We start from the raw sequence: 23,763 nt of genomic DNA on the forward strand, positions 1-23,763 counted from the left end.
ACCTCTGATGACTGCCCCCCATATTGCGCTGCCGATCCTCGATTTCTCCCTGTTTCGCGGCACGGCCGAGGATCGCGCGGCTTTCGTGGACGATTTGCGCCGCGTTCTGCACGATGACGGCTTTTTCTACCTGTCCGGCCACGGCGTGCCGAAAGATCTGATCGCGGCGCTGGTTGCCGCTTCGAAACGGTTCTTTGCCCTGCCACTGGCCGAGAAATTGAAGATCGAAATGGTGAAATCGCCGCATTTCCGCGGCTACAACCGCGCCGGGTTCGAACGCACCCGGGGCGCGCAGGACTGGCGTGAGCAGATCGATTTCAACACCGAGGGCACGGCGCGGACGATCGGCCCCGACAGCCCCGGCTGGGCGCGGCTTTTCGGCCCGAACCAATGGCCCGAGGCGGTGCCGGAGCTGAAAGAGATCGTGCTCTCCTATCAGGCGCAGGTGACGGCGATCGGTATCGATCTGCTCAAGGCGATCGCTCTGGCGCTGGGCCAGCCCGAGGACGCTTTCGCCCCGGTCTATGAGCCGCAGCCGACGCAGCTTCTGAAGTTGATCCGCTATCCCGGCCGCGATGTGGCGCAATCCGATCAGGGGGTGGGCGCGCACAAGGATGGCGGGTTGATCACCATTTTGTTGCAAGACGAGGTTCCGGGGCTGCGGGTGCAGACGGTGGATGGGCGCTGGATCGACGCGCCGCCCGTGCCCGGAACCTTCGTCATCAACACCGGCGAGCTCTTGGAACTGGCGACGAACGGTTTCGTGCGCGCCGATGTGCATGATGTGATCGCCCCGCCGCCGGGGGTGGAGCGCTTCTCCTTCGCCTTCTTCCTTGGCGCGCGCTACGATGCGACGATCCCGGTTCTGCCGCTGCCCGAAGATCTGCGCGGCCTTGAGCGCGGCCTGAGCGTCGATCCGCTCAATCCGCTCTTCCGCGAGGTCGGGCAGAACCATTTGAAAAGCCGTCTGCGCTCGCATCCCGACGTGGCGCAGGCGCATCACGCCGATCTGCTTGCCGAACTGGCAGAGGCGGTTCCGGCCTGAGCCGATCCAAAGCTTCGGGGGTTTTCGGGACCAGGCCCCCGAAGACCCGCCGCATGTCGCCGCACTTGGCGGCAGGCGCGAGCCCTTCGCTCAATGCCCGCCAAGGGCTGCGACGATGTCGTCGAGAATGTCCTCGGTCGTCTCAAGCCCGATCGAGAGCCGCACGAGGCCATCGGGAATGCCGTGGCGCGCGCGTTCGTCCGCGCCATAGGCGGCATGGGTCATCGAGGCGGGGTGCTGCACCAGCGTTTCCGCATCGCCAAGGCTCACGGCGCGGTGCGCAAGCGTCACCCGGTCCATGAAACCCACCCCGGCTTCAAAGCCGCCCTTCAGCTCGAAGGCAACAAGCCCGCCGCCGCCCGACATCTGCCGCGCCGCAACCGCATGCTGCGGATGGCTGGGCAGGCCGGGGTAATAAAGCCGCGCGACGGCCGGATGATCTTGCAGAAGCTGCGCCACCGCCGTGGCCGAGCGGACATGCTGCGCAAGGCGCAATTCGAGCGTCTTCAGCCCGCGCAGGATCAGGAAGGCGGTGAGCGGCGAGATCGTCGCGCCGGTCAGAAACCGCAGCCCGTGGCCGCGAATCTCGGCCACGAGCGCGGCCGGGCCAACCACCGCACCGGCCAGCAGATCACCATGCCCGCCCAGATATTTCGTCGCCGAATGCACGACGAGATCGGCGCCAAGGGCAATCGGGCGTTGCAGCACCGGCGTTGCGAAGGTGTTGTCGACCACCGTGAGCGCGCCCGCCGCCCGGGCCAGCGTCGAAATGCGCGCGATGTCGATCACCCGCAGGTTCGGGTTCGCCGGGGTTTCGAAATAGACGAGCTTTGCAGGCGTCGAGAGCGCCGCCGCGACCGCTGCGGTATCGGTGAAATCGACAAACTCGGTGGTGATGCCGAAGCGGCTCAGACCTTTCGAGAGCAGGGCAAAGGTGTTGCCATAAAGGATGCGGTCGGCCACGATCCGGTCGCCCGTCTGGCACAGGGTTTGCAGCGTCGCGCTGATCGCGGCCATGCCGGAGGCGAGCGCCAGCCCCGCCTCGGCGCCCTCAAGATCGGCGAGCCGGGTTTCCAGAAGCGCCTGCGTCGGGTTTTTCGTGCGCCCGTAAATGTAGCCCTCGCGCTCGCCGCGAAACAGCGCCGCGCCCTCTTCGGTCGAGCCGAACGCATAGGTCGAGGTCATGTAGATCGGCGGGGTGAGCGCGCCTTGCGCCGTTGCCGGGTCATAGCCGTGATGGATGGCGCGGGTGGCAAAACCGGGTTGGTGGTTGCGTCTGTCACTCATGGGAGGACTCCTTCACGGGGGATCAGCGGCGCGTTGATTTGCGGGGCAGGCGGGCGGATTTGCGGGATTTCTCCGGGCCCCAGAGCCGTGCGTAATAGGTGTCGGCCAGCATCAGTGCGGCCAGCGGGTTGTGACCCAGAACCCGGTCCTTGACCACGAGCACGGTGGCGGGCGCTTTCGAGGCGCGGAAAAACAGGCTGTCATGGCCGACGCAGAGGCCAAGCATGATGTTGAATTCCGAGCCATGCGCATCGAGCAACTCAGCCTGCGCGATCGGGTTGCACATCGGCTCGAAGCCGCCCGGCACAACCTTCTGCGCGTCGGTCACGCCGATTTCCTCTTTCGCCACATTGCCCGCCTTGCAGGCGACCGAGGCGACCTCGAAGCCGTGGCTTTCCAAGATCCCGGTCAGGGTACGGGAGAAATCGACGAACATGATGCAATTGGCGATGCCGAGCTTGCGATAGCCCATGCGTTTGGCAAAGGCGACGATCTCCTCGACGCGGGTCCATTTGCCGTAGCCCTCGCCTTCGATGATGGCAGCGGTTTGCGCGAACTGGCGGGTTTCGGGGGCGTCATAGAGGGGACGCGCCTCACCCAAGGTCAGCGCATCCACCTGGGATGGGCAAAAGCCGGGGCCGCGTGTGGCGGATGTGCCTTGGCGGCAGGCGCGCACCGTGGCGGGGCAATAGGCGCAGGAGGGGGCGTCGTAGCGCATCGGCGGCTCTCGGTCCTGGGGCGTGTCATCGGCGCTCATCGCGTCAGAAGCCCGGCATCGACGACGAAGGAGCTGCCCGTGACATAACGGGCCTTGTCGGAGGCCAGAAACAGCACCGCATTGGCCACATCCTCGGCCTCGATCCATGGCACCGGCAGCAGGTTGCCCGCAGAGCGTTCGGCGATTTCGGTGGCCGTCGTGCCTTCAAGAAAGGCGAGGCCGTCGTTCATCGGCGTGTTCACCCCGGTCGGATTGACGGTCAGCACGCGGATGCCATGCGGCGCAAGTTCTATTGCCTGCGAGCGCGCCAGCCCGATCAAGGCGTGTTTCGAGGCGGCGTAATGCGAGAGCCGGTTCATCCCCCGCAGCCCCGCCACCGAGGAATTGTAGACGATCACCCCGCCGCCGCGCGCGATCAGCTGCGGAATGACCTGCTTTGCCGTCAGCCAGGCGCCGGTCAGGTTGATGCCGATCATCGCGCCCCATTCCGCCTCGCTCAGCTCATGCGAAAGGCCATAGGCGGCGATGCCCGCGTTGACGAAAAGAATGTCGATGCCGCCATGCGCGGCCACGGCCTCGGCCACCGCGCGGGACAGATCCTCGGCGCTGCGCACGTCGCCCGTGTGCACGCTGGCGCGGCCGCCAAGCGCCTCGATCTCGGATTTCAGGCTCGCAAGCGCCGCGGTGCTGGCGTCGTTATAGGCGGGATAGGCGATCGGCGCGGGCAGATCGAAGCCCGCGACGGCGGCGCCCGCGCGGGCAAAGGCGAGCGCCGTGGCGCGGCCCTGTCCCTTGGCGGCCCCGGTGATGAAGACCACCTTGCCTTCGAACTCTCGGCTCATTCGCTGTCCTTTCGGTGCGGTGTCATTGGAAAAACAGGGCTTCCAGATCGCGGATGCGGTCCAGGACATGCGCCTGACCCTCCGGGCGCGGCTGGCGCGCGGCGACGATTGCCGCCATCGGATCGGGCGCAATGCGGGGGCTGCCCGAAAGCGCCTCCAGAACCGCATGGCCGCAAAACGGCACATAGGCCTCGGAATAGCCGCCCTCATGCGTCAGGATCAGCCGCCCGTCGCACAGCTCTTCGGCCGCGGATTTCAGCCGCGCGGTCATCGCCCGGAAGGTGTCGGCGCTGGCCAGCATCCGCCCCAGCGGATCATAGGCCGAGGCGTCATAGCCGCAGGCGACCACGATCGCTTCGGGCGCGAAACGCGTCAGCGCCGGGATCACCAGCCGTTCGAGGGCGTCAAGGTAGCCCGCATGGCCGGTGCCCGCGGGCAGAGGAATGTTCAGATTGAACCCCGTTCCCGCACCCTCTCCACGCGCCGTCGCTGCGCCGGTGTCATAGGGATAGTTGAATTCCTCGTGGATCGAGATCGTCAGCACGTCGGGGTCGGTCCAGAACACCGCCTCGGTGCCGTTGCCGTGATGCACGTCCCAATCCACCACGGCGATGCGGCGGGCAAGGCCTGCCGCCTGCGCCGCGCGGATCGCCACGGCGATGTTGTTCAGAAGGCAAAAGCCGTTCGGCCAGTCGGGCAGGCAGTGATGCCCGGGCGGGCGGGTCAGCGCATAGGCATTCGTCGCGCGCCCTTCGAGGACGGAGACCAGCGCGGCCTTGGCCAGCCCCGCCGACAACGCCGCAATCTCGTAGCCGCCGGGACCGAAGGGGGTGCGCCGACCAAGCTCGCCCCCGCCCGCGTCCGAAAGCGCCTTGAAGGCGTCAAGATAAGCGGCCGGATGGACGCGCAAGAGATCTTCGCGCGTCGCCTCGGGGGCGGACTGCGTTGCCAGATCCTCGATGAGCCCGGTGACCCGCATCAGGTTCACCAGCCGCCGCTTGGTTTCCGGGTTTTCGGGCAGGCCCGCGCCGGGCTGAACCAGACCGCCGACCGGCAGGGTGAAGGCGTAATTGCCCCCGCCATGCCAGAGGCTGCGTTCGTCATGGAAAAAGGCAGTGGTCACAAGGGGCTCCGAGGCTCAGTCAGGGCGGCGCTCGCCCGCGCGAATGGCGAAGGGCAGGCGGTTTTCGGGCGGCGGCAGCGGGCAGGCGGCCAGATCGGTGAAGGCACAGGGCGGGTTGAAGGCCTTGTTGAAATCCAGCACGACCCGGCCCTCGGGGCCGCCCTGTTCCACCTCGCCGATCAGGAACCGCCCCGCCGCATAGGTTTCGCTGGCGGCGGTCGCATCGCGGATCACGAACATCGGCTTGCCCGCCTTCCAATGCGTCGGGATCAGCGTCACCTCGCGGCCGTCATGGGTGAACCGGGCGCGATGGGTCAGCCGCACCTCGGTGGCGATGCCCACCACAGTGTCTATGGCGCGGGCTTCGGGGGTGTCGAGCACCTCCCATTGCGCCACGATCCGCCACGCCGGATCGACGGGAAAGCGCTCGATGCCGGCAAACCGCGCCGGTTCGGGCGAGGCCAGATCGCGCACCCGCAAGGCGCGGTTTCCGGCAAGATCGGTGATTTCCAAGAGCAGATCGCCCGTGCGCAGCCGCGGCGGCGCATCGGGCACCGGCACGAAGGGGCGCGGCCCCGCGCCGGTGTCAAGCGTCGCGCTGCCGTCTTCGGCCAGCTCCAGCACGCCAAGCCGCGCCGGGCCAACGGACAGCCGCAGATCGCAGGCCTCGTCCTGTCCGACGAGATGTCGGCCGGGGGAAAGGTCGATCCGGTCGGTCAGGTTCAGCCAGCCATCGGCGGCTTGCAGCGCCACAAGCCGCGCGGCGTGCCAGCGGGCGATGTCATCGGCGTGATCGGTCATGTCTTTTTCCTCGGTGGGGGCAGGCCCTCGAAAGCCTGCGACGGCGGCATCTGCCCACGAGAAACGGCCTGCGGTGCGAAAGCAAGCCGCAAGCCCGAAAGCGCGAGGCCAGCCGTGACGAGAGATACGGCGCCAAGAAAGAGCGTGGGCCTGTAGACCTGAATGCCGAACGGGTGCTCGGTGCCGCAGATCGACAGCGCGAATTGGCAGGCATAGGAGGCGGCGGCAAGGCAACGGGTCGCTGCGGCCCCCGACATCAGTCCGGTTTCGATCACCGGCCCATAGGCGAGCCCCCACCAGAGGGCGGCGAGGCTGGCAAGCCCAAGGCCGAGCGCGGTCAGCCCGCGCGACAGGGTGGCAAGGCTCATGCGATCGCCTCCGGGATGTCTGCGCCGAGCAGCGCCAGAACCTTTGCCCGCAGCGCCACAAGGTGCGGATCGTCGCGGTGGCGCGGATGCGGCAGGGTAACCGGCAGTTCCGCCACGATCCGCGCCGGGCGGTCGGAGAGCACGATCACCCGGTCCGACAGAAGCAGCGCCTCCTCGACATCATGGGTGACGAGCACCGCGCTGAAGCCCACCTTGCGCCAGAGCTGCAGAAGTTCGCTCTGCATCGAGAGCCGCGTCAGCGCGTCAAGCTTGCCGAGCGGCTCGTCGAGCAGCAGGAGCGGCGGGTGGTTGATCAGCGCGCGCGCCAAGGCCACCCGCTGCGCCATGCCGCCCGAAAGCTGATGCGGAAAGGCCTCGGCAAAGGCGTCGAGCCGCACCAGTCGCAACGCCGCGTCGATCTCGTCGCCCCGGTGTGCCGCACTGCCATCGGTTTCAAGCCCAAGCGCCACATTCCCCCGCACCGTGCGCCAGGGAAACAGCGTCGGATCCTGAAACACCAGAATGCGCGACCGGTCGGGCGCGGTGACGTCGGTTTCGCCCGCAACAATCCGGCCTTCGAGCGGCGGCTCGAGCCCGGCAATCAACCGCAGAAGCGTCGATTTTCCGCATCCCGAAGTGCCCAGAAGCGAGACGAATTCGCCCGGCTTCAGATCAAGCGAGATGTTTTCCAGCACCGGCAGGGCGCGTCCCTCGATCCGGTAGCTGTGCGAGAGGTTTTCGATGCGCAGAGAAATGCCCTGCGGCGGGAACGCGCTTCCATCGGCCATCAGAGGAATCCTTCCTGCCCGCGCAAGAGACGGTTTCGCGCGACGAAGAGCAGTTTCACCAGCCCCGCACAAAGCACCGCCATGATCAGCAACGTGGCGTAAACATTGGCATAAGCGGAATAGGCGGTCTGGAACTGGATGTACCAGCCAAGCCCGTATTTCGCGCCGAGCATCTCGGCCACGACCATCACCGCGAAGGAATAGTAAAGCCCCATGAAGAGGCCGACAAAGACATGGGGCAGGGCGGCAGGCACCGCGACGCGCGAGATCAGGAACAGGGTTGAGGCGCCCAGATTGCGCGCGACGTCGAAATAGGCGCGGTTGACTGAGGCGACGCCCGCCGAGGTCAGGATCGCCACCGGAATGCCCGAGGCAAGCGCCACGATGAAGATCGAGGCGTCGAAGGTGGTGGGGAAGAAGTAGAAGGTGACGGGGATCCAGGCCGTGGCAGGCACCGGCCCGATCAGCTTCAGAAGCGGCATCCCCCAATAAGAAAAGCGCGGCGACCAGCCAAGGCCGACCCCGGTCAGGAAGCCGACGATGACGCCGCTGAAATAGCCGAGCGCCCAAAGCCGCAACGTGTAAGCGATGCACAGCCCAAGGCGCGCGCCGTCCGAGACATAGACATGCAACAGCCCCTGCGGCGGCGAAAAGAACGGTTTCGGCAGCCAGCCGGTTTTCGCGGTGGTGAACTCCCAAAGCGCAAACCAGATCCCGAGCGCGATCAGCCACGGCCCGGCCGCTTTTACCGCCCTGCCAAACCGGCCAAGCCCCTCGGCGGTGAAGGCGAGCGTGACAAGCGTCAGCGCCCCCGCCGCTGTCAGGGCGGCAAAAAGTTCGGTGCTGCCCCACGGAATGACATCGGGCAGCGCCAGCGTGATGCCGGATGCCGCCGCCCAGACGAGGCTTGCAAGAAGCCCCGCAGGCCAGATTTTTGCCAGACCCGCAGGGGCCTCCAGCCCGCGCCGGGCCGGAGAGGTGATCGTGTCTGTCATCGGCCCGTCATCCCAGCAGGTTCACGGTGATGCGGCGGGCGAATTCCTCCGGGTCGGTGCCTTCGTCGATCACCTTGATCAGCTTGAGATCCGAGGAAGCGCGGGCGATCTCGCGCACCAGCGGCTCGCCGACGGGATGGTTGTGCAAAACGAAGCCCGCCAGAATTTCCGCCAGATCCTCGGTCGAGAGCCCGGCGGGGTTGAGCGCCTCCTTGTACCAGGCGGCGACCTCTTCGGGGTGGGCGGCGGCGTATTCGTGGATCTCGATATTGGCCGCAGCGACCCGTTGCAAGGTATCGCGGTTTTGTTCGAGGAACGGGCCGTTCGCGCCCAGCACGCAGCAGACCGCATCCTGGAACACCCCGGTCTGGGTGTCGGCGATCAGCTTGAACTTGTGTTGTTTCTGGAGGCTCCAGGCCCAGGGGTCGAGCTGCGCCACCGCATCGGCCTCGCCGCGCGCGGCAACCTCGCCCAAAAGGTCGAACGGTGCGACGATCCAGTTGACATCGCGTTCGGGGTCAAGCCCGGCCTTGGCCAGCGTGACTTGGAACGACTGCTTGGGCGGCGAGGCGACATCATAGCTGACGATGGTCTTGCCGCGCAGGCCTTGCAGATCACTCACGCCCGAGGCTTCGGTGGCGAGAAGCCGGGTGCAGCCGCCATGCGTGCCCGCAAAAAGCTTGACGTCAAAGCCCTGTTCGAGCGGCTTGAGCCATTCGAAGGTCAGCCCCGAGCCGATGTCGGCCTTGCCGGTGGCGAGCGCCTGAATCAGCGTCTGGCCGGAGGCGCCCTGATTGAACAGCTCGACATCGACGCCCTGCTTGGCAAAGAAGCCCTTCGCCACGCCAAAGCCAAGCGGCGAATGGCAGGCGGCGACCTCGGTCCAGGCCAGGCGTACCTTCGGCGCGGGACCGGCGATGGCCGGGGTGAAAAGCCGTGCGCCGCCAGCGGCAAGCGCGCCGGAGGCAACGACAGTGACGGCTGCGCCCTTGATCAGGCTGCGGCGGCTGAGGCGGGAAGGGGAAGGCGTCTGGGGCATCGGAAGTCCTTGCGGCATCATGGGGAGGCGGGCATGGGGAAGGGTGCCGGGGTGTCCCGGCCCGAAAGGTTCAGGCCGAGAAGGTTCAGGCCGAACGGGCCAGCGGCAGCTTGGCGATATGGTCCAGCGCCTGATCGAGGTCGCCAATGATATCCTCGGGATGCTCAAGCCCGATCGAGAGCCGCACATAGCCCGGCGTGACGCCTGCCGCGAGTTGCTCGGCCGCCGAGAGTTGCTGGTGCGTGGTCGAAGCCGGGTGAATGGCCAGACTGCGCGCATCGCCGATATTGGCAACGTGGTGGAAGAGCTTCAGCGCATCGATGAAATCGCGCCCGGCCTCGACCCCGCCCTTGAGCTCGAAGCCCACCAGCGCGCCGTGACCGCCCTGCAGATAGGCATCGGCCCGCCGCCGCGCCTCGCCCGATTGCAGGCCGGGATAGATCACCTTTTCGACCTCGGGACGCGCGGACAGGAACTCGGCCACTTTCGCGGCATTGGCATTGTGCTGGCGGATCCGCAGCGGCAGGGTTTCGAGCCCCTGAATGAACAGGAACACGTTTTGCGGCGCCGCCGCCGCGCCGATGTCGCGCAAAAGCTTGACCCGGGCGCGCAGGATATAGGCGATCGGCCCCAAGGGCTTGGCCGCCTCGGTCCAGATCGCGCCGTGATAGGCCGGGTCGGGCTGGGTGAGCAGCGGGAAGCGCTCGGCATGGGCCTCCCAGTCGAAGGTGCCGCCATCGACGATCGCCCCGCCGATCGCCGTGCCGTGCCCGCCGATGTATTTCGTCGTCGAATAGACGACCACCGCCGCGCCATGGGCCAGCGGCCGTGCCGTCAGCGGCGCCGCCGTGTTGTCGAGGATGAGCGGAATGCCGAGCTTGCGGCCGCGCTCGGCCACCTCGGCAATCGGGAACACTTCCAGCTTCGGATTGGGCAGCGTCTCGCCGAACCACGCCCGGGTGCGGGCGTCGCTGGCACGGACGAAGTTTTCCGGATCGTCATGGCTGACGAAGCGAACCTCGATGCCGAACTGCGCCAGCGTTTGCGAGAGCAGCGTGACGGTGCCGCCGTAAAGATCGGTCGAAGCGACGATGTTGTCGCCCGCCTGCGCGATGTTCGTCAGCGCAAAGAACGTGGCCGCCTGACCGGAAGCAAGTGCGAGCGCCGCCACCCCGCCTTCGAGCGCGGCGAGCCGTTCTTCGAACGCATCCTGCGTCGGGTTCTTCATCCGGGTATAGACTTGCCCCACCTCTTCGAGCGCGAAAAGCCGCGAGGCATGAGCGGTATCCTGAAACTGGAACGAGGTGTTCTGGTAGATCGGCACGGCGACCGAACCGGTCGTCGGATCGACGCGCCAGCTGCCGCCATGGAGCGCCAGTGTTTCGGGATGAAGGCTGTCGGTGGTCATTGCATTGTCCTGTTCTGAAGCCCTGTTCGGGCGGTTCTCAAAGTGCCGCCGTGAGAAGGCGCGCAGGGGAAGGGGGCGAAAATGGCCTGCGTTCCTGCTGCAAGGCTTTGACGTGATGTCGTTTTTCGCTTTTTTCGGGTTGCTACACTTCGACTCTTAGTTCGACATAAGCTCGATCGATTTGGTTGATTATTAATAGCCGAGATCACGACGCGCGTTGTTTCAAAGTTATGGCGGGTGGCGCTGGGTTTATTTTCTCCTCGGGTGCGCAAAGGGAAGGAATGTTCCGCGCCTCTCCCGTGAGGGGCTTTCCGATCAGAGGTATCGGGCTGCCGGGAATCGCACTGCGCCGCGCCTGTAGAACAGCTTGCCTGAGATTTCGGCCGGTGCCCGGTTCGCCCCGCTCGGCCGCCGGCAAAGCGACGAGAGAAGGAAACTCTTCCCGCGGCTTGCGCCGGGGAAGGTTCGCTCTGTTGCCGTTCACAAAAGACGATTGAATTTGACGTGATTTGGCTCGACCCTGATCTGGCGCAATCGGCAGACCTGACACCTCAAGATTGCGCGCCTGGCGGTCGGGCCTCGGCCGTCGGATCAGGAAGGCCAGAACATGCCGAAATCAGTTTTCATGCCCGCGGTCTCTCTCGCTGTTTGCCGCAAACCCGCCTTGGCGGACATTTTCCGCGGCATCGTTCTGGCCCTTCCCCCCGTCGAAATTCTTGCGGTCGGCCTGCGCGCCTGACCCGCCCCATTCCCCAAAGATCAGGTTCCGACATGCCCCTTTCGCTCACCCGTCGCGCGCTGCTGCTCTCCTCCGCCGCGCTTCTTGCCATGCAAGCCCTGCCGACATCGGCCCGCGCCGCAACATCGGGCCGGATCACCATCGCGGCCGACAGCGAGCCCGCCCAGCTCAACCCGGCCATTGCGGCCTCGAACGGCACCTTCTTCATCGCCTCGAAAGTGATCGAGCCGCTGGCGGAGGCCGCCTATGACGGCACCGGGCTGCGGCCCTTGCTGGCGACGGGCTGGGAAGGCTCGGAGGATGGCCTTTCCGTCACCTTCCATCTGCGCGACGGGGTGCGCTGGCACGATGGCAAGCCCTTCACCTCGGCGGATGTGGCCTTCTCGGCCTTGCAGGTCTGGAAGCCCATGCAGAACATCGGCCGCACGCTACTGGCCAATCTGACCGCCGTCGACACGCCCGATGCGAAAACGGCGATCTTCCGCTTCTCCAAACCGACGCCGCTGCAACTGATCGAAAAGGCGCTGCCCGTGGTGTCGTCGGTGCTGCCCAAACATGTTTACGAGGGCACCGACATTGCCAGGAACCCGGCGAATTCCGCGCTGATCGGCACCGGGCCCTTCGTCTGGGGCGACTACAAGCCGGGGCAATATTACCTGCTCAAGCGCAACCCGAGCTATTGGCAGCCGGATCTGCCCCGCGCCGAAGAGCTTGTCTTCACCGTCCTGCCCGACCGGGCCTCGGCGGCGAGCGCGCTTGAGGCGGGCGATGTGCAGCTTGCGGCCTTTTCGGCGGTGCCACTCGTCGATCTGGCGCGGATCGGCGCGGTTCCGGGGCTGGCCGTGATCACCAAGGGCTACGAGGCGCTGACCTATCAACTGATCGTCGAGATCAACCACCGCAACGAGCCTCTGGCCAATCTGAAGGTGCGGCAGGCCATTGCCCATGCGATCGACAAGAAATTTGTCCGTGACACCATCTTCCTTGGCCATGCCACTGAGGCCACCGGCCCGGTGCCGACGAATGATCCGACCTTCTACACCTCGGACGTGACGCCGCATGCCTTCGACATCGAAAAGGCGAAGGCGCTGCTCGACGAGGCCGGGTATCCGGTGGGGGCCGACGGCAAGCGCTTTGCCCTGAAGCTTCTGCCCGCGCCCTATTTCACCGAAACCCGTCAGTTCGGCGATTATCTGCGGCAGGCGCTTGCCGCGGTGGGGATCGAGGCCACGATCGTCGCGCAGGATGCGCCCGGCCATCTGAAAGCGGTCTACACCGATCACGACTTCGACCTTGCCGTCGCGCCGCCGGTGTTTCGCGCCGATCCGGCGATCTCGACCACCAACCTCGTGCGGTCGGGCCTGCCTGCCGGAGTGAATTTCTCCAATCAGGGCGGGTATTCGAATGCCGAACTGGATAAGCTGATCGACACCGCGCTGACCACGCTCGATCCGGCGAAACGGGTGGAGCTTTATCACCGCTTCCAGCAGCTGGTGACGCAGGATCTGCCGTTGATCAACGTCGTGGACTGGACCTTCACCTCGGTCGCTGCGACGCAGCTTTCGGGCCTTGCCACCAACCCGCGCTGGGCGGTGTCGAACTGGGCGGAGCTTGCGCTTGCCTGAGGTGAGCCGATGACGGCGGTTTTGCGCCTCGTGATCTCGCGGCTGATCGGCGGCATTCCGGTGCTGCTGATCGTGCTCGCGGGGGTGTTCGCGTTGCTCGAAGCGGCGGGGGGCGATGCGATTGACGCCTATTTCGCCAGTATCGGCGGCGGCGATGCCGCGCTTGCGGCGCAGTTGCGCGCCGAGCATGGGCTCGATCATTCCGCCCTTCAGCGTTTCCTGTTCCTGCTCGGGCATCTGGCACAGGGCGATCTGGGCTGGTCGGTGGCGCAGGGCCGCCCCGTCGCCCCCCTGATCGCCGAGCGTCTGCCCGCCACGCTCGCGCTGATGGGCTCGGCAACGGCGTTTTCTTTCACGCTGGGTTCGGGGCTTGGCATTCTGGCCGGGCGGCGCCCCGGATCGGCGCTGGACCGGCTCTTGTCGGGGGGCGCGCTGCTTTTGCATGCCGTTCCGGGCTTCTGGCTCGGCCTCGTGCTCTCGGTCGTCTTCGCGGTCAAGCTGCGCTGGCTGCCGGTTTCCGGGATCGAGACCATTGCCTCGGGCAAGACCGGCCTTGCGCGGGTGGCCGACATTGCCGCGCATCTGGTCTTGCCCGTTGCCACGCTCACCCTGATTTATCTCGCGCTCTTCCTGCGGGTGATGCGTGGCGCAATGGCCGAGGTCTGGGCACAGGAGTTCGTTCTTGCCGCACGGGCGCGCGGCATCGCCCCCCGCCGCATCCTGCTCAACCATGTCGCGCGTACTGCGGTCTTGCCGCTTGTGACGCTGCTTGGCCTGCAATCGGCCGCGATGCTGGGCGGCTCGGTGGTGATCGAGAGCGTCTTCGGCATCGCCGGTTTCGGGCGTCTTGCCGCCGAGGCGGTGGCCGGGCGCGATCCCGCGCTGCTGCTGGCGGTGATCCTCGTTTCGGCCGTGCTGGTGGTGGGGTGCAATTCTCTGGTCGATCTGGCCTATGGCCTGCTTGATCCGCGCGTGCGGCCTGTCGCGCACAGGCGCGAGGTCTGAGATGTCCACCTCCGCCTTCCATCGCCCCGAGGCGCGGATCGGCGCGGCCCTTCTTGCGGCGCTGGGCCTGCTTGCACTTCTTGCCCCGGTGCTTTCCCCCGGGGATCCGCTGGCGATTTCGGGGCTGCCGCTGGTGCTGCCCTTCACCGAGGCTCTCCATCCGCTCGGCACCGACCGGCTCGGCCGCGATCTGATGGCCGGGCTGATCCACGGCGCGCGCATCTCGATGACGGTGGGGCTGCTGGTGGCGCTCGTGGCGCTGACGGCGGGGATGCTGGTCGGCACGCTGGCCGGGCTGATCGGCGGCTGGACAGAGGCGATCTTGATGCGGATCGTCGAGGCGTTTCAGATCGTGCCCGGGTTTCTGCTGGCATTGGCTTTTGTCTCTGTCACCGGGCCGCGCCTGTCCACCGTCGTCGTGGCGATTGCCCTTGGCGCCTGGACGGGGCCTGCGCGGCTGGCGCGCGCCCGGGTTCTGGTGCTGCGCGAAAGCGATTTCGTGGCGGCGGCGCGGGTTCTGGGCCATCATCCGCTTGAAATCGCGCTGCGTCAGGTGCTGCCACTGGCTCTGCCGCCGGTGCTGTCGCTCACCGCGATCATCGTTGCGGGTGCCATCCTGACCGAGGCGGCGCTTTCGTTCCTCGGTCTTGGCAATCCCAATGCGGTGACCTGGGGCGCGATGATCGCCGAGGGGCGCAACCAGCTGCGCTCGGCCGCCTGGCTCTCGGTTCTGCCCGGTCTTGCGCTCTTGCTGACCGTGGTGGCCATCTATCTTCTGGGCGAGGCTGTCGCCGACAGCCTTGGCGCACGGGACCGCAGATGACCGCGGCGCCGCTTTTCCAGCTGCGCGGTTTTGGCCTGCGCTATCCGGGCCAAGGCCGGCCGGCGCTGACGGGGATCGAGCTTGATCTGGCGCAGGGCGAAAGGCTGGCGTTGATCGGCCCGTCCGGGTCGGGCAAATCGACCCTTGCGCGTGCAATCGCCGGGCTTTCGCCCCCCGCCAGCACCCCTGAAGGCGGCATTCTCTGGCCCGGTGGCCCGATGCGGGCCGGGCGCGATATCGGCTTTGTATTTCAGGACCCGGGCGGCAGTCTCAATCCGCTTTTGACGATCGGCGCGCATCTGCTGGAGGTCTTGCATCGCCATGGCCAGCTCTCGCGCAAGGCCGCCTTGGCGCGGGCCGAGGCGCTTCTCGATCAGGTGCATCTGCCCGATCCCTGCGCCGCGCTTCAGGCCTATCCGCACCAGTTCTCGGGCGGCCAGCGTCAGCGCATCGCCATCGCGCTGGCGATCGCCGCCGGGCCGAGGCTTTTGATCGCCGACGAGGCCACTTCGGCGCTCGATACTTTGGTGCAGGCGGAGATCGTGGCGCTCTTGCGCGATCTGACCGGGGCCGCGGGCATGGCGCTGATCTTTGTCACCCATGACATCGCGCTTGCCGCGGGGCTTGCCGACCGGATCGCGGTGCTGGAGGCCGGGCGGCTGGTCGATTGCGGACCTGCGGCGCGGGTGATCGCGACGCCGCAAGCCGCCCAGACCCTTGCCTTGCTTGCCGCCCATCTCGATCTGGCAAGCCCGCGCCTTGTCGGAGACCGACCATGAGCCTTCTGACGGTGGAGGGGCTGCGCAAGACCCACCCCGGCGCCCGCGGGGGGATTGCGCTTGATGATCTGTCGCTGACGCTTGCCCCCGGCGAGACGCTGGGCCTTGTCGGCCCCTCGGGATGTGGCAAATCGAGCCTTGCGCGGGTGCTGTTGCGGCTTGACCGGCCCGATGCCGGGTCGATCCGCTTCGAGGGGCAGGATTGGCTTGCCCTGCAAGGCGGGGCGCTGCGCCGGGCGCGCGGGCGGATGCAGATGGTGTTTCAAGATCCCGGCGCCGCCTTTCATCCGCGCGCAACGGTCGCAGGCGCGCTGGCCGATGCTTTGCGCCTGCATGTGCCCGCCCCGCGCAAGGATTGGCCCGGGCTGATTGCGGCGCGGCTCGATCAGGTGGGGCTCGCCCCCGATCTGGCACCGCATCCGGTTGCCACGCTCTCGGGCGGACAGCGCCAACGCCTTGCCATCGCCCGTGCGCTTGTCCCCAACCCGAAGCTGATCGTGCTCGACGAGGCGGTTTCCGCGCTCGACACCGTGACCCGAGGGCAGATCCTCGCACTTCTGGTGCGGTTGCAGCGCCAGCTTGGCCTTGCGCTTTTGGTCATCAGCCATGACCTTGCGGTGGTGCGCGCCGTCTCGCATCGGATCGCGGTGATGCAGGCGGGCCGGATCGTCGAGACCGGCCCCGCGGATCAGGTTCTAGATCGACCGCAAAGCGAGATTGCCCGCCGCCTGATTGCCGCCGTGCCGCAATTGCCCCGAACCGGAGACCCGCCATGACCGATGCCCTCTGGACCCCGCTTGCCGATGTGCCGCCGTTCCCGGCCGCGGGCTTTGCGCCGCTGGCCGATGCGCTGGCCCGGGTGCTGCGGACAAAGAACGATCTGCTGCTGGTACAGGCCGAGGCTGCGGTGGCGCTTGAAGCGGTGGCGCAGTCGCTGGGCCGACCGGGGCTGCGGGCGCTGGTGCTGGTCAGCTCTCTTTACGGGCGCTGGTTTGCGGGCTGGCTGCGGCGCGCGGGCGCCCATGTGCGCGAACTGGCCGCGCCCCCCGGGCAGCCGATGGCGGCGCCCGAGGTGGCCAAGGCGCTGGCGTCGGAGCGCTTCGATCTGGTTTTTGTCGTCCATGCCGAAAACGCTTATGGCATCTTGAATCCACTGGAAGACATCGCCGCCCTTGTGAAAGCGCAGGGTGCGCTTCTGGTGGTCGATGCGGTGGCCTCTGTCGGCGGCCATGCGCTGGATGTGGATGCACTCGGCGCGGATCTTGTGGTGATCGGGCCGCAAAAAGCTTTGGGCGGGCAGGCGGGCGTTTCGGCGGTGGCAGTTTCTGCAGCCGCTTGGGAGCGGGTGGCGCCGCCCGGAGAGGCGCCCTCGGTGCTGTCGCTCGCCGATCTGCGCGCGGGTTGGCTTGAAACCGGGCGCAAGGCGCTGCCCGGAACGCCGTCGGCCCTCGAATTTCACGCTCTGGCGCAGACCTTGGCACAAGTCGAGCGCGAGGGGCTTTCGGCGCTTCAGGAGCGTCATGCCTCTGCCGCCCGGGCCGCGCGGGCGGGCGCGCTGGTGCTGACCGGGCAGGCGTGGGTGGCACCGGAGCAGGCTTCGAATCTTGTCACGGCGGTGGCACTGCCCGAGGGCATTTCCGCGGCGCAGGTGCTGGACGTGGCTGGTCCGGGCATGCGCTTTCGGCCGGGGTCGGACCGGGGGGCGAGCGGCTGATCCGTCTCAACCACACCGGGGCGCGGGCGCGTCGCGCTGTCGTGCTCGAAGATCTCGTCGTGCTCACCCGTGCCCTTGGACGGCTTGGGCACCGGGTCGACCCGGGCGCGGTTCTTTTCGCGGCAAGCGGGGCCGGTACCTGAGCCGCAGTCGCCACAACTTTAACGCGCAAGGCGGCTGTGGGCAGCAATCCGTTCTCTTTCCGAGCTGTCGGGAAGAAGCTGCTCCTCTTTCAACGACTTAAAACGCGATTGAAGATGTCGTGATTTATCGTGTTCCTTGGGCCTCGAAGCCCGGCGCGGTTCAAACCTGTGCCGGAATGAAATGCTCAACTGAAGGAGTGCCTTGCATGGCGTTCGCATCTCTGGCCGTCAGTGGTCTTCGTCTTTCCCTGTCGGCTGGCCTTGTGGCTCTGGCCCTTGGCGTCTCCCCCGCGGCCCTTCTGGCCGGAGAGGCGGACCCGGCAGCGATTCTGCGCATCGGCTCGCTTTACGAGCCGCAGAACCTCGACAACACCGCGGGCGCGGGGCAGGGCATCAACGAGGCGTTCAACGACAATGTCTACGAGGCGCTTTACCGGCTTGCCGATGACGGCGCCGTCGAACCGGTTCTGGCCGCGGGCCATGAGGTCAGCGCCGATGGGTTGACCCATACCTTCACGCTGAAAGACGGGGTGAAGTTCCATTCCGGAGATCCGCTCACCGCCAAGGACGTGAAATATTCGATCGAGCGGGTGATTGCGGAAGGGTCGAAAAGTTCGCGCAAGAAAAGCCTCGCCCCGATTGCGAAGATCGAGACCCCGGACGATCGGACCGTGGTCATCACGTTGACATCAAAGTCGATCTCGCTGCCCTACAACCTCTCTTATGTCTGGGTGGTGAACGATGCCGCGGGCGACATCACCGGCAAGGAGGATGGCACCGGCCCCTATGCGCTGACGGGCTGGAAGCGCGGTTCGACGCTGTCGCTCAAGGCGTTTGACGGCTACTGGGGCACGAAGCCCGAAAACGCTGGCGCGGTGTTCAGCTATTTCACCGAGGCCGCCGCGCTCAACAACGCGCTTCTGACCGATGCGGTCGACATCATCACCTCGGTGCAAAGCCCCGATGCGCTGTCGCAATTTTCCGACACCTCGGCCTTCACCATCGCCGAGGGCAAATCGACGACGAAGCAGCTTCTGGCCTGGAACGACCGGGTGGCGCCTTTCAACAACCTCAAGGTGCGCAAGGCGCTGGCGCGGGCGATTGATGACAAGAAGCTGCTTGAAGCGATCTGGGGCGAGCGGGGCACGCTGATCGGCTCTTTCGTGCCGCCGACCGATCCGTGGTATGTCGATCTGACCGGGGTCGACGCCTATGATCCGGCAAGCGCCAAGGCGCTTCTGGCCGAGGCGGGCTATCCGAACGGCTTCAGCTTCACCCTCGATACGCCGAACTACGATCCGCATCCGATCACCGCGGAATTCGTCAAGGCGGAGCTGGCGAAGATTGGTGTCACGGTGAATATCAACATCATCACCGCCAACGAATGGTATGAGAAAATCTACCAGAAACACGATTTTCAGGCGACGCTGCAGGAGCATGTGAACCACCGTGACATCGTGTTTTACGGCAACCCGGATTTCTACTGGGGCTATGACAATCCGAAGGTGACCGGGCTGATTGCCGAGGCCGAAACCAGCGATACCGAGGCGGGGCAGACCGAACGCCTGACCGAGGCGAACCGGATCATCGCGGAAGACGCCGCCTCGGACTGGTTCTTCCTCTATCCGCAACTCGTCGTCTCGAAAGCGGGCGTCAGCGGCTACCCGGTCAACGGGCTCAACGCCCAGTTCTTCCTGCGCGATATCCGCAAGGAGGGCTGAGCGGAAAGACCCCGATCATGACGCGCTATCTGATGCGGCGCACGCTGGTGCTGGTCCTGTCGCTGATCGCGGCGGGGCTGGTGCTGTTCGTGCTTCTGCGCTTGTTGCCCGGCGATCCGGCGGCGGCGCTACTCTCGGTGGGCGCCGATGACGCCCAGATCGCCGCCGTGCGCGCCGAACTCGGGTCCGACCAACCGATTGCCGTGCAACTCGGTCACTTCCTTGCGGATCTGGCCCGGTTTGATTTCGGTCGGTCCTTTGTCAGCAACGCCCCCGTCGCGCCCGAGATCCTGTCGCGGCTGACGGTGACGCTACCGCTGACGCTTGCGGCCTTTGCGCTGGCGCTGGCCTTTGCGGCTCCGCTTGGCATTCTGGCGGCGCTGCGGGCGGATCGCTGGACGGGGGCGGCGCTTTCGGCGCTGTCGCAGCTTGGGCTGGCCGTGCCGGTGTTCTGGATCGGTCTCATGCTGGTCTGGATCGTTGCGGTGCGCGCCCGCCTGCTGCCGGCCAGCGGCTTTCCAACCGAGGGCTGGTCCGACCCGATCGCGGCCGCTCGCGCGCTGGCGCTGCCGGTTCTGACCGTCGCGCTGGTGATGGGGGCCTCGCTCCTGCGCTATATCCGCTCGGCCACGCTGGATGTGCTTGGCGCCGACTATCTGCGCCATGCCCGCGCGCTGGGCGCAAGTTTCCCCGAGGCGCTGATCCGGCATGGCCTGCGCAATGGCGCTGCGCCGGTGATTTCGATCATCGGGATCGAACTCGCCTCGACGCTGCTTGGCGCGGTGGTGGTGGAGCGCGTCTTCGCCCTGCCGGGGCTCGGCTCGATGCTGGTGCTGGCGATTGCGCAGCGCGATTATCCCTCGGTGCAGGGGGTGCTGATGGTGACGACGCTGCTGGTTCTCCTGATCGGCTTTGCGGCCGATGTGGTGCAACGCCTGATCGATCCGCGGCTGCGCGCTGAAGAACGGGGTGCAAGCTGATGAAACGGTTGACTTATCGGCTGGGTCTATTGGGTCTTGGCCTGACCCTTGCGGTGGCGTTGCTGAGCCTTTTCTGGACGCCCTGGCCGCTCGACGGCATGACCGGCGGACGCCTTGCCGGGCCTTCTGCCGCGCATTGGGCCGGGACCGACCGGCTGGGCCGCGACAGTCTCTCGCAGGTGATGGTTGGCGCGCGGATCGCGCTGACGGTCGGGGTGGGGGCGGCCTGCCTGGGCGGGCTGATCGGCACTTTCGTCGGGGTCGTGGCGGCCTTCGCGCAGGACTGGCTCGAGGATACGCTTGCCGCCGCGTTCGATATTCTGATCGCCTTTCCCACCCTGCTTCTGGCGATGCTGATCGTTGCCGCAAGCGACGAGGCGAGCCTTTCGAGCGCCATTCTCGCGATCGGGATCGCAATGTCGGCGATCATCGCGCGGCTGGTGCGGGTTCTGGCGCGGCGGGTTCTGGCGCTCGATTTCATCACCGCGGCGCGGTGTTGCGGGGCGAGTTGGCCGCGCATCGTGCTCACCCATCTTCTGCCCAACATCGCGCCGACGCTGCTGGTGGCGCTGGCGCTGCAAGCCGGTCTGGCGGTGATCGCCGAGGCTTCGCTCTCTTATCTCGGGCTTGGCGCGCCGCCGCCGAATGCCTCCTGGGGGCAGCTGCTCTATCAGGCGCAGGCGACGGTCTACACCGCGCCGCTGGGCGTTCTGGTGCCGGGGGCGGCGCTTGTGGCGCTGGTTCTGGCGATCAATTTCGTGGCCGACGGGCTGCGCGACCGGCTCGATGCCGAGGCGGAGGCGCCCAGATGAGCCTGCTTTCCACCCTCGGGCTGAGCATTCGCGCCGGCACCCGGTGTCTCGTCGAGGATGTTCACTTCAGCCTTGCGCCGGGGGACCGGCTGGGCCTTGTGGGCGAAAGCGGCTCGGGCAAGTCGCTCACTGCGCTGGCGCTGCTCGGGCTGTTGCCGCCGGGGCTTGTGGCCTCGGGCTCGGTCCGTCTTGCGGGCCAGCAGGTGATCGGCCGCCCCGATCGGCAGATTGCGCCGGTGCGGGGCGCCGTGGCGGCGATGGTGTTTCAAGACCCGCGCGCGGCGCTTGACCCGCTGATGACGCTTGGTGCGCAACTCGCGGTGCCGATCCGGCGTCGTGCGAAAGCGGAGGGGCGCCGGCTCTCGCGTCACGATCTGCGCGACCGGAAGATTGCCGCGCTGGAGCGGGTGGCCATCGACGCGCCCGAGCGGGTGCTGGCGGCCTTCCCGCATCAGGTCTCGGGCGGGCAGCGCCAGCGCGTGGCGATTGCGATGGCGCTGGCCTGCCGTCCGCAGCTTCTGATCGCCGACGAGCCGACGACGGCGCTTGATGTCTCGACCCAGGCCGAGGTTCTGGCGCTGCTTGATCGGCTCGTGCGCGAGGAGGGGCTTGCCCTTCTCTTCATCAGCCACGACCTGCCGGTGGTGGCGGGCATCGCCGAACGGGTGGCGGTGATGGCTGCGGGCCGGGTGGTCGAGACCGGGCCGGTGGCGGAGATTTTCTCAACGCCACGCGCCCCCTACACGCAAGCCTTGATCGCCGCCGCGCGGCGGCTCGATGATGCATTGGGACTGCGAAGATGAGTTTGCTTGCCCTTGAACAGGTTCACTTCGGCTTTTCCCGAGGGACGAAGGTGCTGCGCGATGTCTCGCTTTCCGTGACGCAGGGCCAGAACCTTGGCATCGTTGGCGAAAGCGGGTCTGGCAAGTCGACGCTGCTTCGGCTGCTTCTGGGGCTGGCCGCGCCGCAGACGGGGCGCGTGCTGAGCGCGGGGCAGCCGCTCGACCGCAGCACGATGCAGGCGCATCGGCGCTTCGTGCAGCCGGTGTTTCAGGATCCCTACACCTCGCTTGATCCACGTATGACGGTGCGGCAGATCCTTACCGAGCCGCTGCGCGCCCTTGGCCTTGCGGCCGATCCCGAGGCGGAGGTGCTGCGCGCGCTTTCGGCGGTGCGGCTTTTGCCGGAAGCGGCCGACCGGCGCCCGCGGGACTTCTCGGGTGGGCAGCGCCAGCGCATCGCGATTGCGCGCGCGCTGATTGCCCGGCCGAAGGTGTTGCTTGCCGACGAGCCGGTGAGCGCGCTCGATCTTTCGACGCGGGCGAGCCTCATCGACCTTTTTGCGGCGCTCTCGCAGCAGCTGACGCTGGTGCTGGTTTCGCATGATCTTGCCGTCATTGCGGCGCTTTGCCCAAGCCTTGTGGTGATGGAGCAGGGCCGCATCGTCGAGACAGGCCCGACCCGGCAGATTTTGGATGCCCCGGCGCATGCCTATACCCGGCGCCTGCTGGCAAGCCTGCCGCGGCTGCCGCGCTAAGGGGCCACGTGTCGGAGAGGGTCGAATCGCCGTCGCAGGAAGACGGCGCCTGTTTTCTTCGTACAACCCTGCGGAGAAATCCGGCGTCCAAAACCGGGGCCAAGATCGCTGAATATATTCTACTGATCTGGTCGTGATTTTTCGTATTCTGATCTCGGAACGGCGCTGAGCCGCCCCTGCCGCACCGGGCTTCTCCGGTCAAGGCAAGGCTGTCCCGACGCGGGGCTTGCTCGGCTGCAGGGCCGGCGCCGTTCCACGAATTTCCCCCGCGGCCGACTAGCCGCAACCATACCCGCGTTCTCTCGCCACAAACCTTCCCCAGCGGCCCGGCCGCTGCCCATTTCAAGGACCGACCATGAGCTTTCCCAAACTTCTGGCCACGCTTGCCGTGGCCGTGCTGACCACGACGGCCGCTTTCGCGGAAGATGATGCCAAGGTGATCCGCTTCGGTTTCCCCGGTGTGGGCGCCGACAATCGCCCCTACAGCCATTCCACCGCGATCGCCTATGCCCGCACCCGCGAAACGCTGGAAAAGGATTTCGCCAAGGACGGGATCAAGATCGAATGGACCTTCTTTCGCGGCGCGGGACCGGCGCTGAACGAGGCGGTGGCGGCGGGGCAGTTGGATTTCTTCCTGCTCGGCGATCTGCCCGCGATCGTCGGTCGGGCGAATGGGCTGCACCACAAGTTCCTCTTCGCCACCGGCCGCAATGACCCGATCTATCTGGCGGTCGCGCCGGGCAGCGACATCAAGACCGTCGAGGATGTGAAGGGGCACAAGGTGGCGCTCTTCAAGGGCACCAACCTGCAAAACGCCACCGACCGCATTCTGGACCGCCATGGGCTGAGCGAGAAGGACGTGAAATTCATCAACCTTGACGCCAATTCTGCCGTGGCCGCGCTCACCTCGGGCAATGTCGATGCGGTTTTCGGCGGGCAGGAATATCTGGCGCTGGCGCAAAAGGGCGTGGTGACGATCCCCTACACGACGAAGGGCGACGATCCGACGCTGGGGCGCAATTCCTCGTTCCTTGTGACCGAGGCTTTCGCAAAGGAAAACCCGAAGCTGACGCAAAAGGTGGTGACCTCGCTCATCGCCACCACCGCCTTCGTGACCAAGGATGAAAACCGCGCCGAGGTCTTTGACGCCTGGACCGCCTCGGGGTTCCCGACATCCACCTTCGAGGCGAATTTCGAGGGGGTGCGGCTGTCGCAGATCCTCAACCCGCTGATCGATGACTATGTGGTCGGGCGCTACACCGAGCAGGCCGCGGCGGCCAAGGGTTACGGGCTTTTGAAGGGCGATCCGCAGATCGCGACCTGGTTTGATCGCAGCTATCTCGACACCGCGCTGAAAGAGCTCAAGCTCGAGCATTTCTGGTCGCAACGCGGCGCCGATGGCGAGCCGGTCGAGATCGGCACGAATGATGCGACGACTGGAACCAATGGCTGAACGCCCGCCGGTCCGGGC

Annotated in this window: 24 protein-coding genes; 14 read left to right on the forward strand and 10 right to left on the reverse strand. The window is 66.5% G+C overall.

Translation table 11 applies throughout. The annotated features are described in order from the left end of the window. Positions 1-7 precede the first annotated feature (7 nt). Positions 8-1,045 (forward strand): isopenicillin N synthase family dioxygenase, encoded by a 1,038-nt coding sequence (locus C8J30_RS00125; RefSeq protein WP_110803713.1) that lies wholly within the window; start codon positions 8-10, stop codon positions 1,043-1,045. Positions 1,046-1,135: 90 nt separating this feature from the next. On the opposite strand, the gene C8J30_RS00130 is transcribed toward C8J30_RS00125, so the two are convergent. From C8J30_RS00130 to C8J30_RS00175, 10 genes are all read right to left on the reverse strand, one after another. Next, positions 1,136-2,332 carry a trans-sulfuration enzyme family protein gene (locus C8J30_RS00130; RefSeq protein ID WP_110803714.1) on the reverse strand — a complete coding sequence of 399 codons (1,197 nt, stop codon included), beginning with the start codon at positions 2,330-2,332 and terminating at the stop codon, positions 1,136-1,138. 22 nt (positions 2,333-2,354) lie between these two features. Then, positions 2,355-3,089: a DUF1847 domain-containing protein gene (locus C8J30_RS00135; RefSeq protein WP_220033679.1), complete on the reverse strand. Its 735-nt coding sequence runs from the start codon at positions 3,087-3,089 to the stop codon at positions 2,355-2,357. Beyond that, a complete protein-coding gene (locus tag C8J30_RS00140) occupies positions 3,086-3,892 on the reverse strand; it encodes an SDR family oxidoreductase (protein ID WP_110803715.1) in 807 nt (268 codons plus the stop codon). The genes C8J30_RS00135 and C8J30_RS00140 overlap by 4 nt, the downstream gene beginning before the upstream one ends. Before the next feature lie 22 nt (positions 3,893-3,914). Further along, entirely contained in the window at positions 3,915-5,015 is a 1,101-nt protein-coding gene (locus C8J30_RS00145) for a class II histone deacetylase (RefSeq protein WP_110803716.1), read from the reverse strand. 15 nt (positions 5,016-5,030) lie between these two features. Next, a complete protein-coding gene (locus C8J30_RS00150; protein ID WP_110803717.1) occupies positions 5,031-5,816 on the reverse strand; it encodes a DUF1684 domain-containing protein in 786 nt (261 codons plus the stop codon). Further along, positions 5,813-6,184: a hypothetical protein gene (locus C8J30_RS00155; protein ID WP_110803718.1), complete on the reverse strand. Its 372-nt coding sequence runs from the start codon at positions 6,182-6,184 to the stop codon at positions 5,813-5,815. The genes C8J30_RS00150 and C8J30_RS00155 overlap by 4 nt, the downstream gene beginning before the upstream one ends. Beyond that, on the reverse strand, positions 6,181-6,972 hold the full coding sequence (locus C8J30_RS00160; RefSeq protein ID WP_110803719.1) for an ABC transporter ATP-binding protein: 792 nt from the start codon (positions 6,970-6,972) through the stop codon (positions 6,181-6,183). The genes C8J30_RS00155 and C8J30_RS00160 overlap by 4 nt, the downstream gene beginning before the upstream one ends. Continuing rightward, on the reverse strand, positions 6,972-7,967 hold the full coding sequence (locus C8J30_RS00165; RefSeq protein WP_110803720.1) for an ABC transporter permease: 996 nt from the start codon (positions 7,965-7,967) through the stop codon (positions 6,972-6,974). The genes C8J30_RS00160 and C8J30_RS00165 overlap by 1 nt, the downstream gene beginning before the upstream one ends. 7 nt (positions 7,968-7,974) lie before the next feature. Next, the gene (locus C8J30_RS00170) at positions 7,975-9,006 is read right to left on the reverse strand and encodes an ABC transporter substrate-binding protein (protein ID WP_110804253.1); all 1,032 of its coding nucleotides are present in this window, start codon (positions 9,004-9,006) and stop codon (positions 7,975-7,977) included. A gap of 85 nt (positions 9,007-9,091) precedes the next feature. Beyond that, on the reverse strand, positions 9,092-10,414 hold the full coding sequence (locus tag C8J30_RS00175) for an O-acetylhomoserine aminocarboxypropyltransferase/cysteine synthase family protein (protein ID WP_110803721.1): 1,323 nt from the start codon (positions 10,412-10,414) through the stop codon (positions 9,092-9,094). A gap of 607 nt (positions 10,415-11,021) precedes the next feature. On the opposite strand from C8J30_RS00175, the gene C8J30_RS19195 reads away from it, so the two are divergent. The 13 genes from C8J30_RS19195 (at position 11,022) to C8J30_RS00235 (ending at position 23,745) form a co-directional block, all read left to right on the forward strand. Next, positions 11,022-11,153 carry a hypothetical protein gene (locus C8J30_RS19195; protein WP_281269347.1) on the forward strand — a complete coding sequence of 44 codons (132 nt, stop codon included), beginning with the start codon at positions 11,022-11,024 and terminating at the stop codon, positions 11,151-11,153. 32 nt (positions 11,154-11,185) lie between these two features. Next, positions 11,186-12,778 carry an ABC transporter substrate-binding protein gene (locus C8J30_RS00180; RefSeq protein WP_110803722.1) on the forward strand — a complete coding sequence of 531 codons (1,593 nt, stop codon included), beginning with the start codon at positions 11,186-11,188 and terminating at the stop codon, positions 12,776-12,778. Between the two features lie 9 nt (positions 12,779-12,787). Then, the gene (locus C8J30_RS00185) at positions 12,788-13,783 is read left to right on the forward strand and encodes an ABC transporter permease (protein ID WP_110803723.1); all 996 of its coding nucleotides are present in this window, start codon (positions 12,788-12,790) and stop codon (positions 13,781-13,783) included. Position 13,784: 1 nt separating this feature from the next. Next, positions 13,785-14,606: an ABC transporter permease gene (locus C8J30_RS00190; protein WP_110803724.1), complete on the forward strand. Its 822-nt coding sequence runs from the start codon at positions 13,785-13,787 to the stop codon at positions 14,604-14,606. Then, a complete protein-coding gene (locus C8J30_RS00195) occupies positions 14,603-15,385 on the forward strand; it encodes an ABC transporter ATP-binding protein (RefSeq protein WP_110803725.1) in 783 nt (260 codons plus the stop codon). Before C8J30_RS00190 ends, C8J30_RS00195 begins: the two co-directional genes overlap by 4 nt. Further along, positions 15,382-16,161: an ABC transporter ATP-binding protein gene (locus C8J30_RS00200; protein ID WP_110803726.1), complete on the forward strand. Its 780-nt coding sequence runs from the start codon at positions 15,382-15,384 to the stop codon at positions 16,159-16,161. Before C8J30_RS00195 ends, C8J30_RS00200 begins: the two co-directional genes overlap by 4 nt. Continuing rightward, positions 16,158-17,099: an aminotransferase class V-fold PLP-dependent enzyme gene (locus C8J30_RS00205; protein ID WP_245909674.1), complete on the forward strand. Its 942-nt coding sequence runs from the start codon at positions 16,158-16,160 to the stop codon at positions 17,097-17,099. The genes C8J30_RS00200 and C8J30_RS00205 overlap by 4 nt, the downstream gene beginning before the upstream one ends. A gap of 349 nt (positions 17,100-17,448) precedes the next feature. Then, complete coding sequence (locus tag C8J30_RS00210) at positions 17,449-18,963, forward strand: ABC transporter substrate-binding protein (protein WP_110803727.1); 1,515 nt, start codon at positions 17,449-17,451, stop codon at positions 18,961-18,963. A gap of 17 nt (positions 18,964-18,980) precedes the next feature. Continuing rightward, on the forward strand, positions 18,981-19,943 hold the full coding sequence (locus C8J30_RS00215) for an ABC transporter permease (protein ID WP_110803728.1): 963 nt from the start codon (positions 18,981-18,983) through the stop codon (positions 19,941-19,943). Then, positions 19,943-20,755, forward strand: coding sequence for an ABC transporter permease (locus tag C8J30_RS00220; RefSeq protein ID WP_110803729.1), 813 nt, complete (start codon positions 19,943-19,945; stop codon positions 20,753-20,755). The genes C8J30_RS00215 and C8J30_RS00220 overlap by 1 nt, the downstream gene beginning before the upstream one ends. Further along, positions 20,752-21,558 carry an ABC transporter ATP-binding protein gene (locus C8J30_RS00225; RefSeq protein ID WP_110803730.1) on the forward strand — a complete coding sequence of 269 codons (807 nt, stop codon included), beginning with the start codon at positions 20,752-20,754 and terminating at the stop codon, positions 21,556-21,558. Before C8J30_RS00220 ends, C8J30_RS00225 begins: the two co-directional genes overlap by 4 nt. Beyond that, positions 21,555-22,292: an ABC transporter ATP-binding protein gene (locus C8J30_RS00230; protein ID WP_110803731.1), complete on the forward strand. Its 738-nt coding sequence runs from the start codon at positions 21,555-21,557 to the stop codon at positions 22,290-22,292. Before C8J30_RS00225 ends, C8J30_RS00230 begins: the two co-directional genes overlap by 4 nt. A 355-nt stretch (positions 22,293-22,647) precedes the next feature. After that, entirely contained in the window at positions 22,648-23,745 is a 1,098-nt protein-coding gene (locus C8J30_RS00235) for an ABC transporter substrate-binding protein (RefSeq protein WP_110803732.1), read from the forward strand. The last annotated feature ends 18 nt before the right edge of the window (positions 23,746-23,763 follow it).

The sequence above is a fragment of the Rhodobacter viridis genome (assembly GCF_003217355.1).
Classification (GTDB): domain Bacteria; phylum Pseudomonadota; class Alphaproteobacteria; order Rhodobacterales; family Rhodobacteraceae; genus Rhodobacter; species Rhodobacter viridis.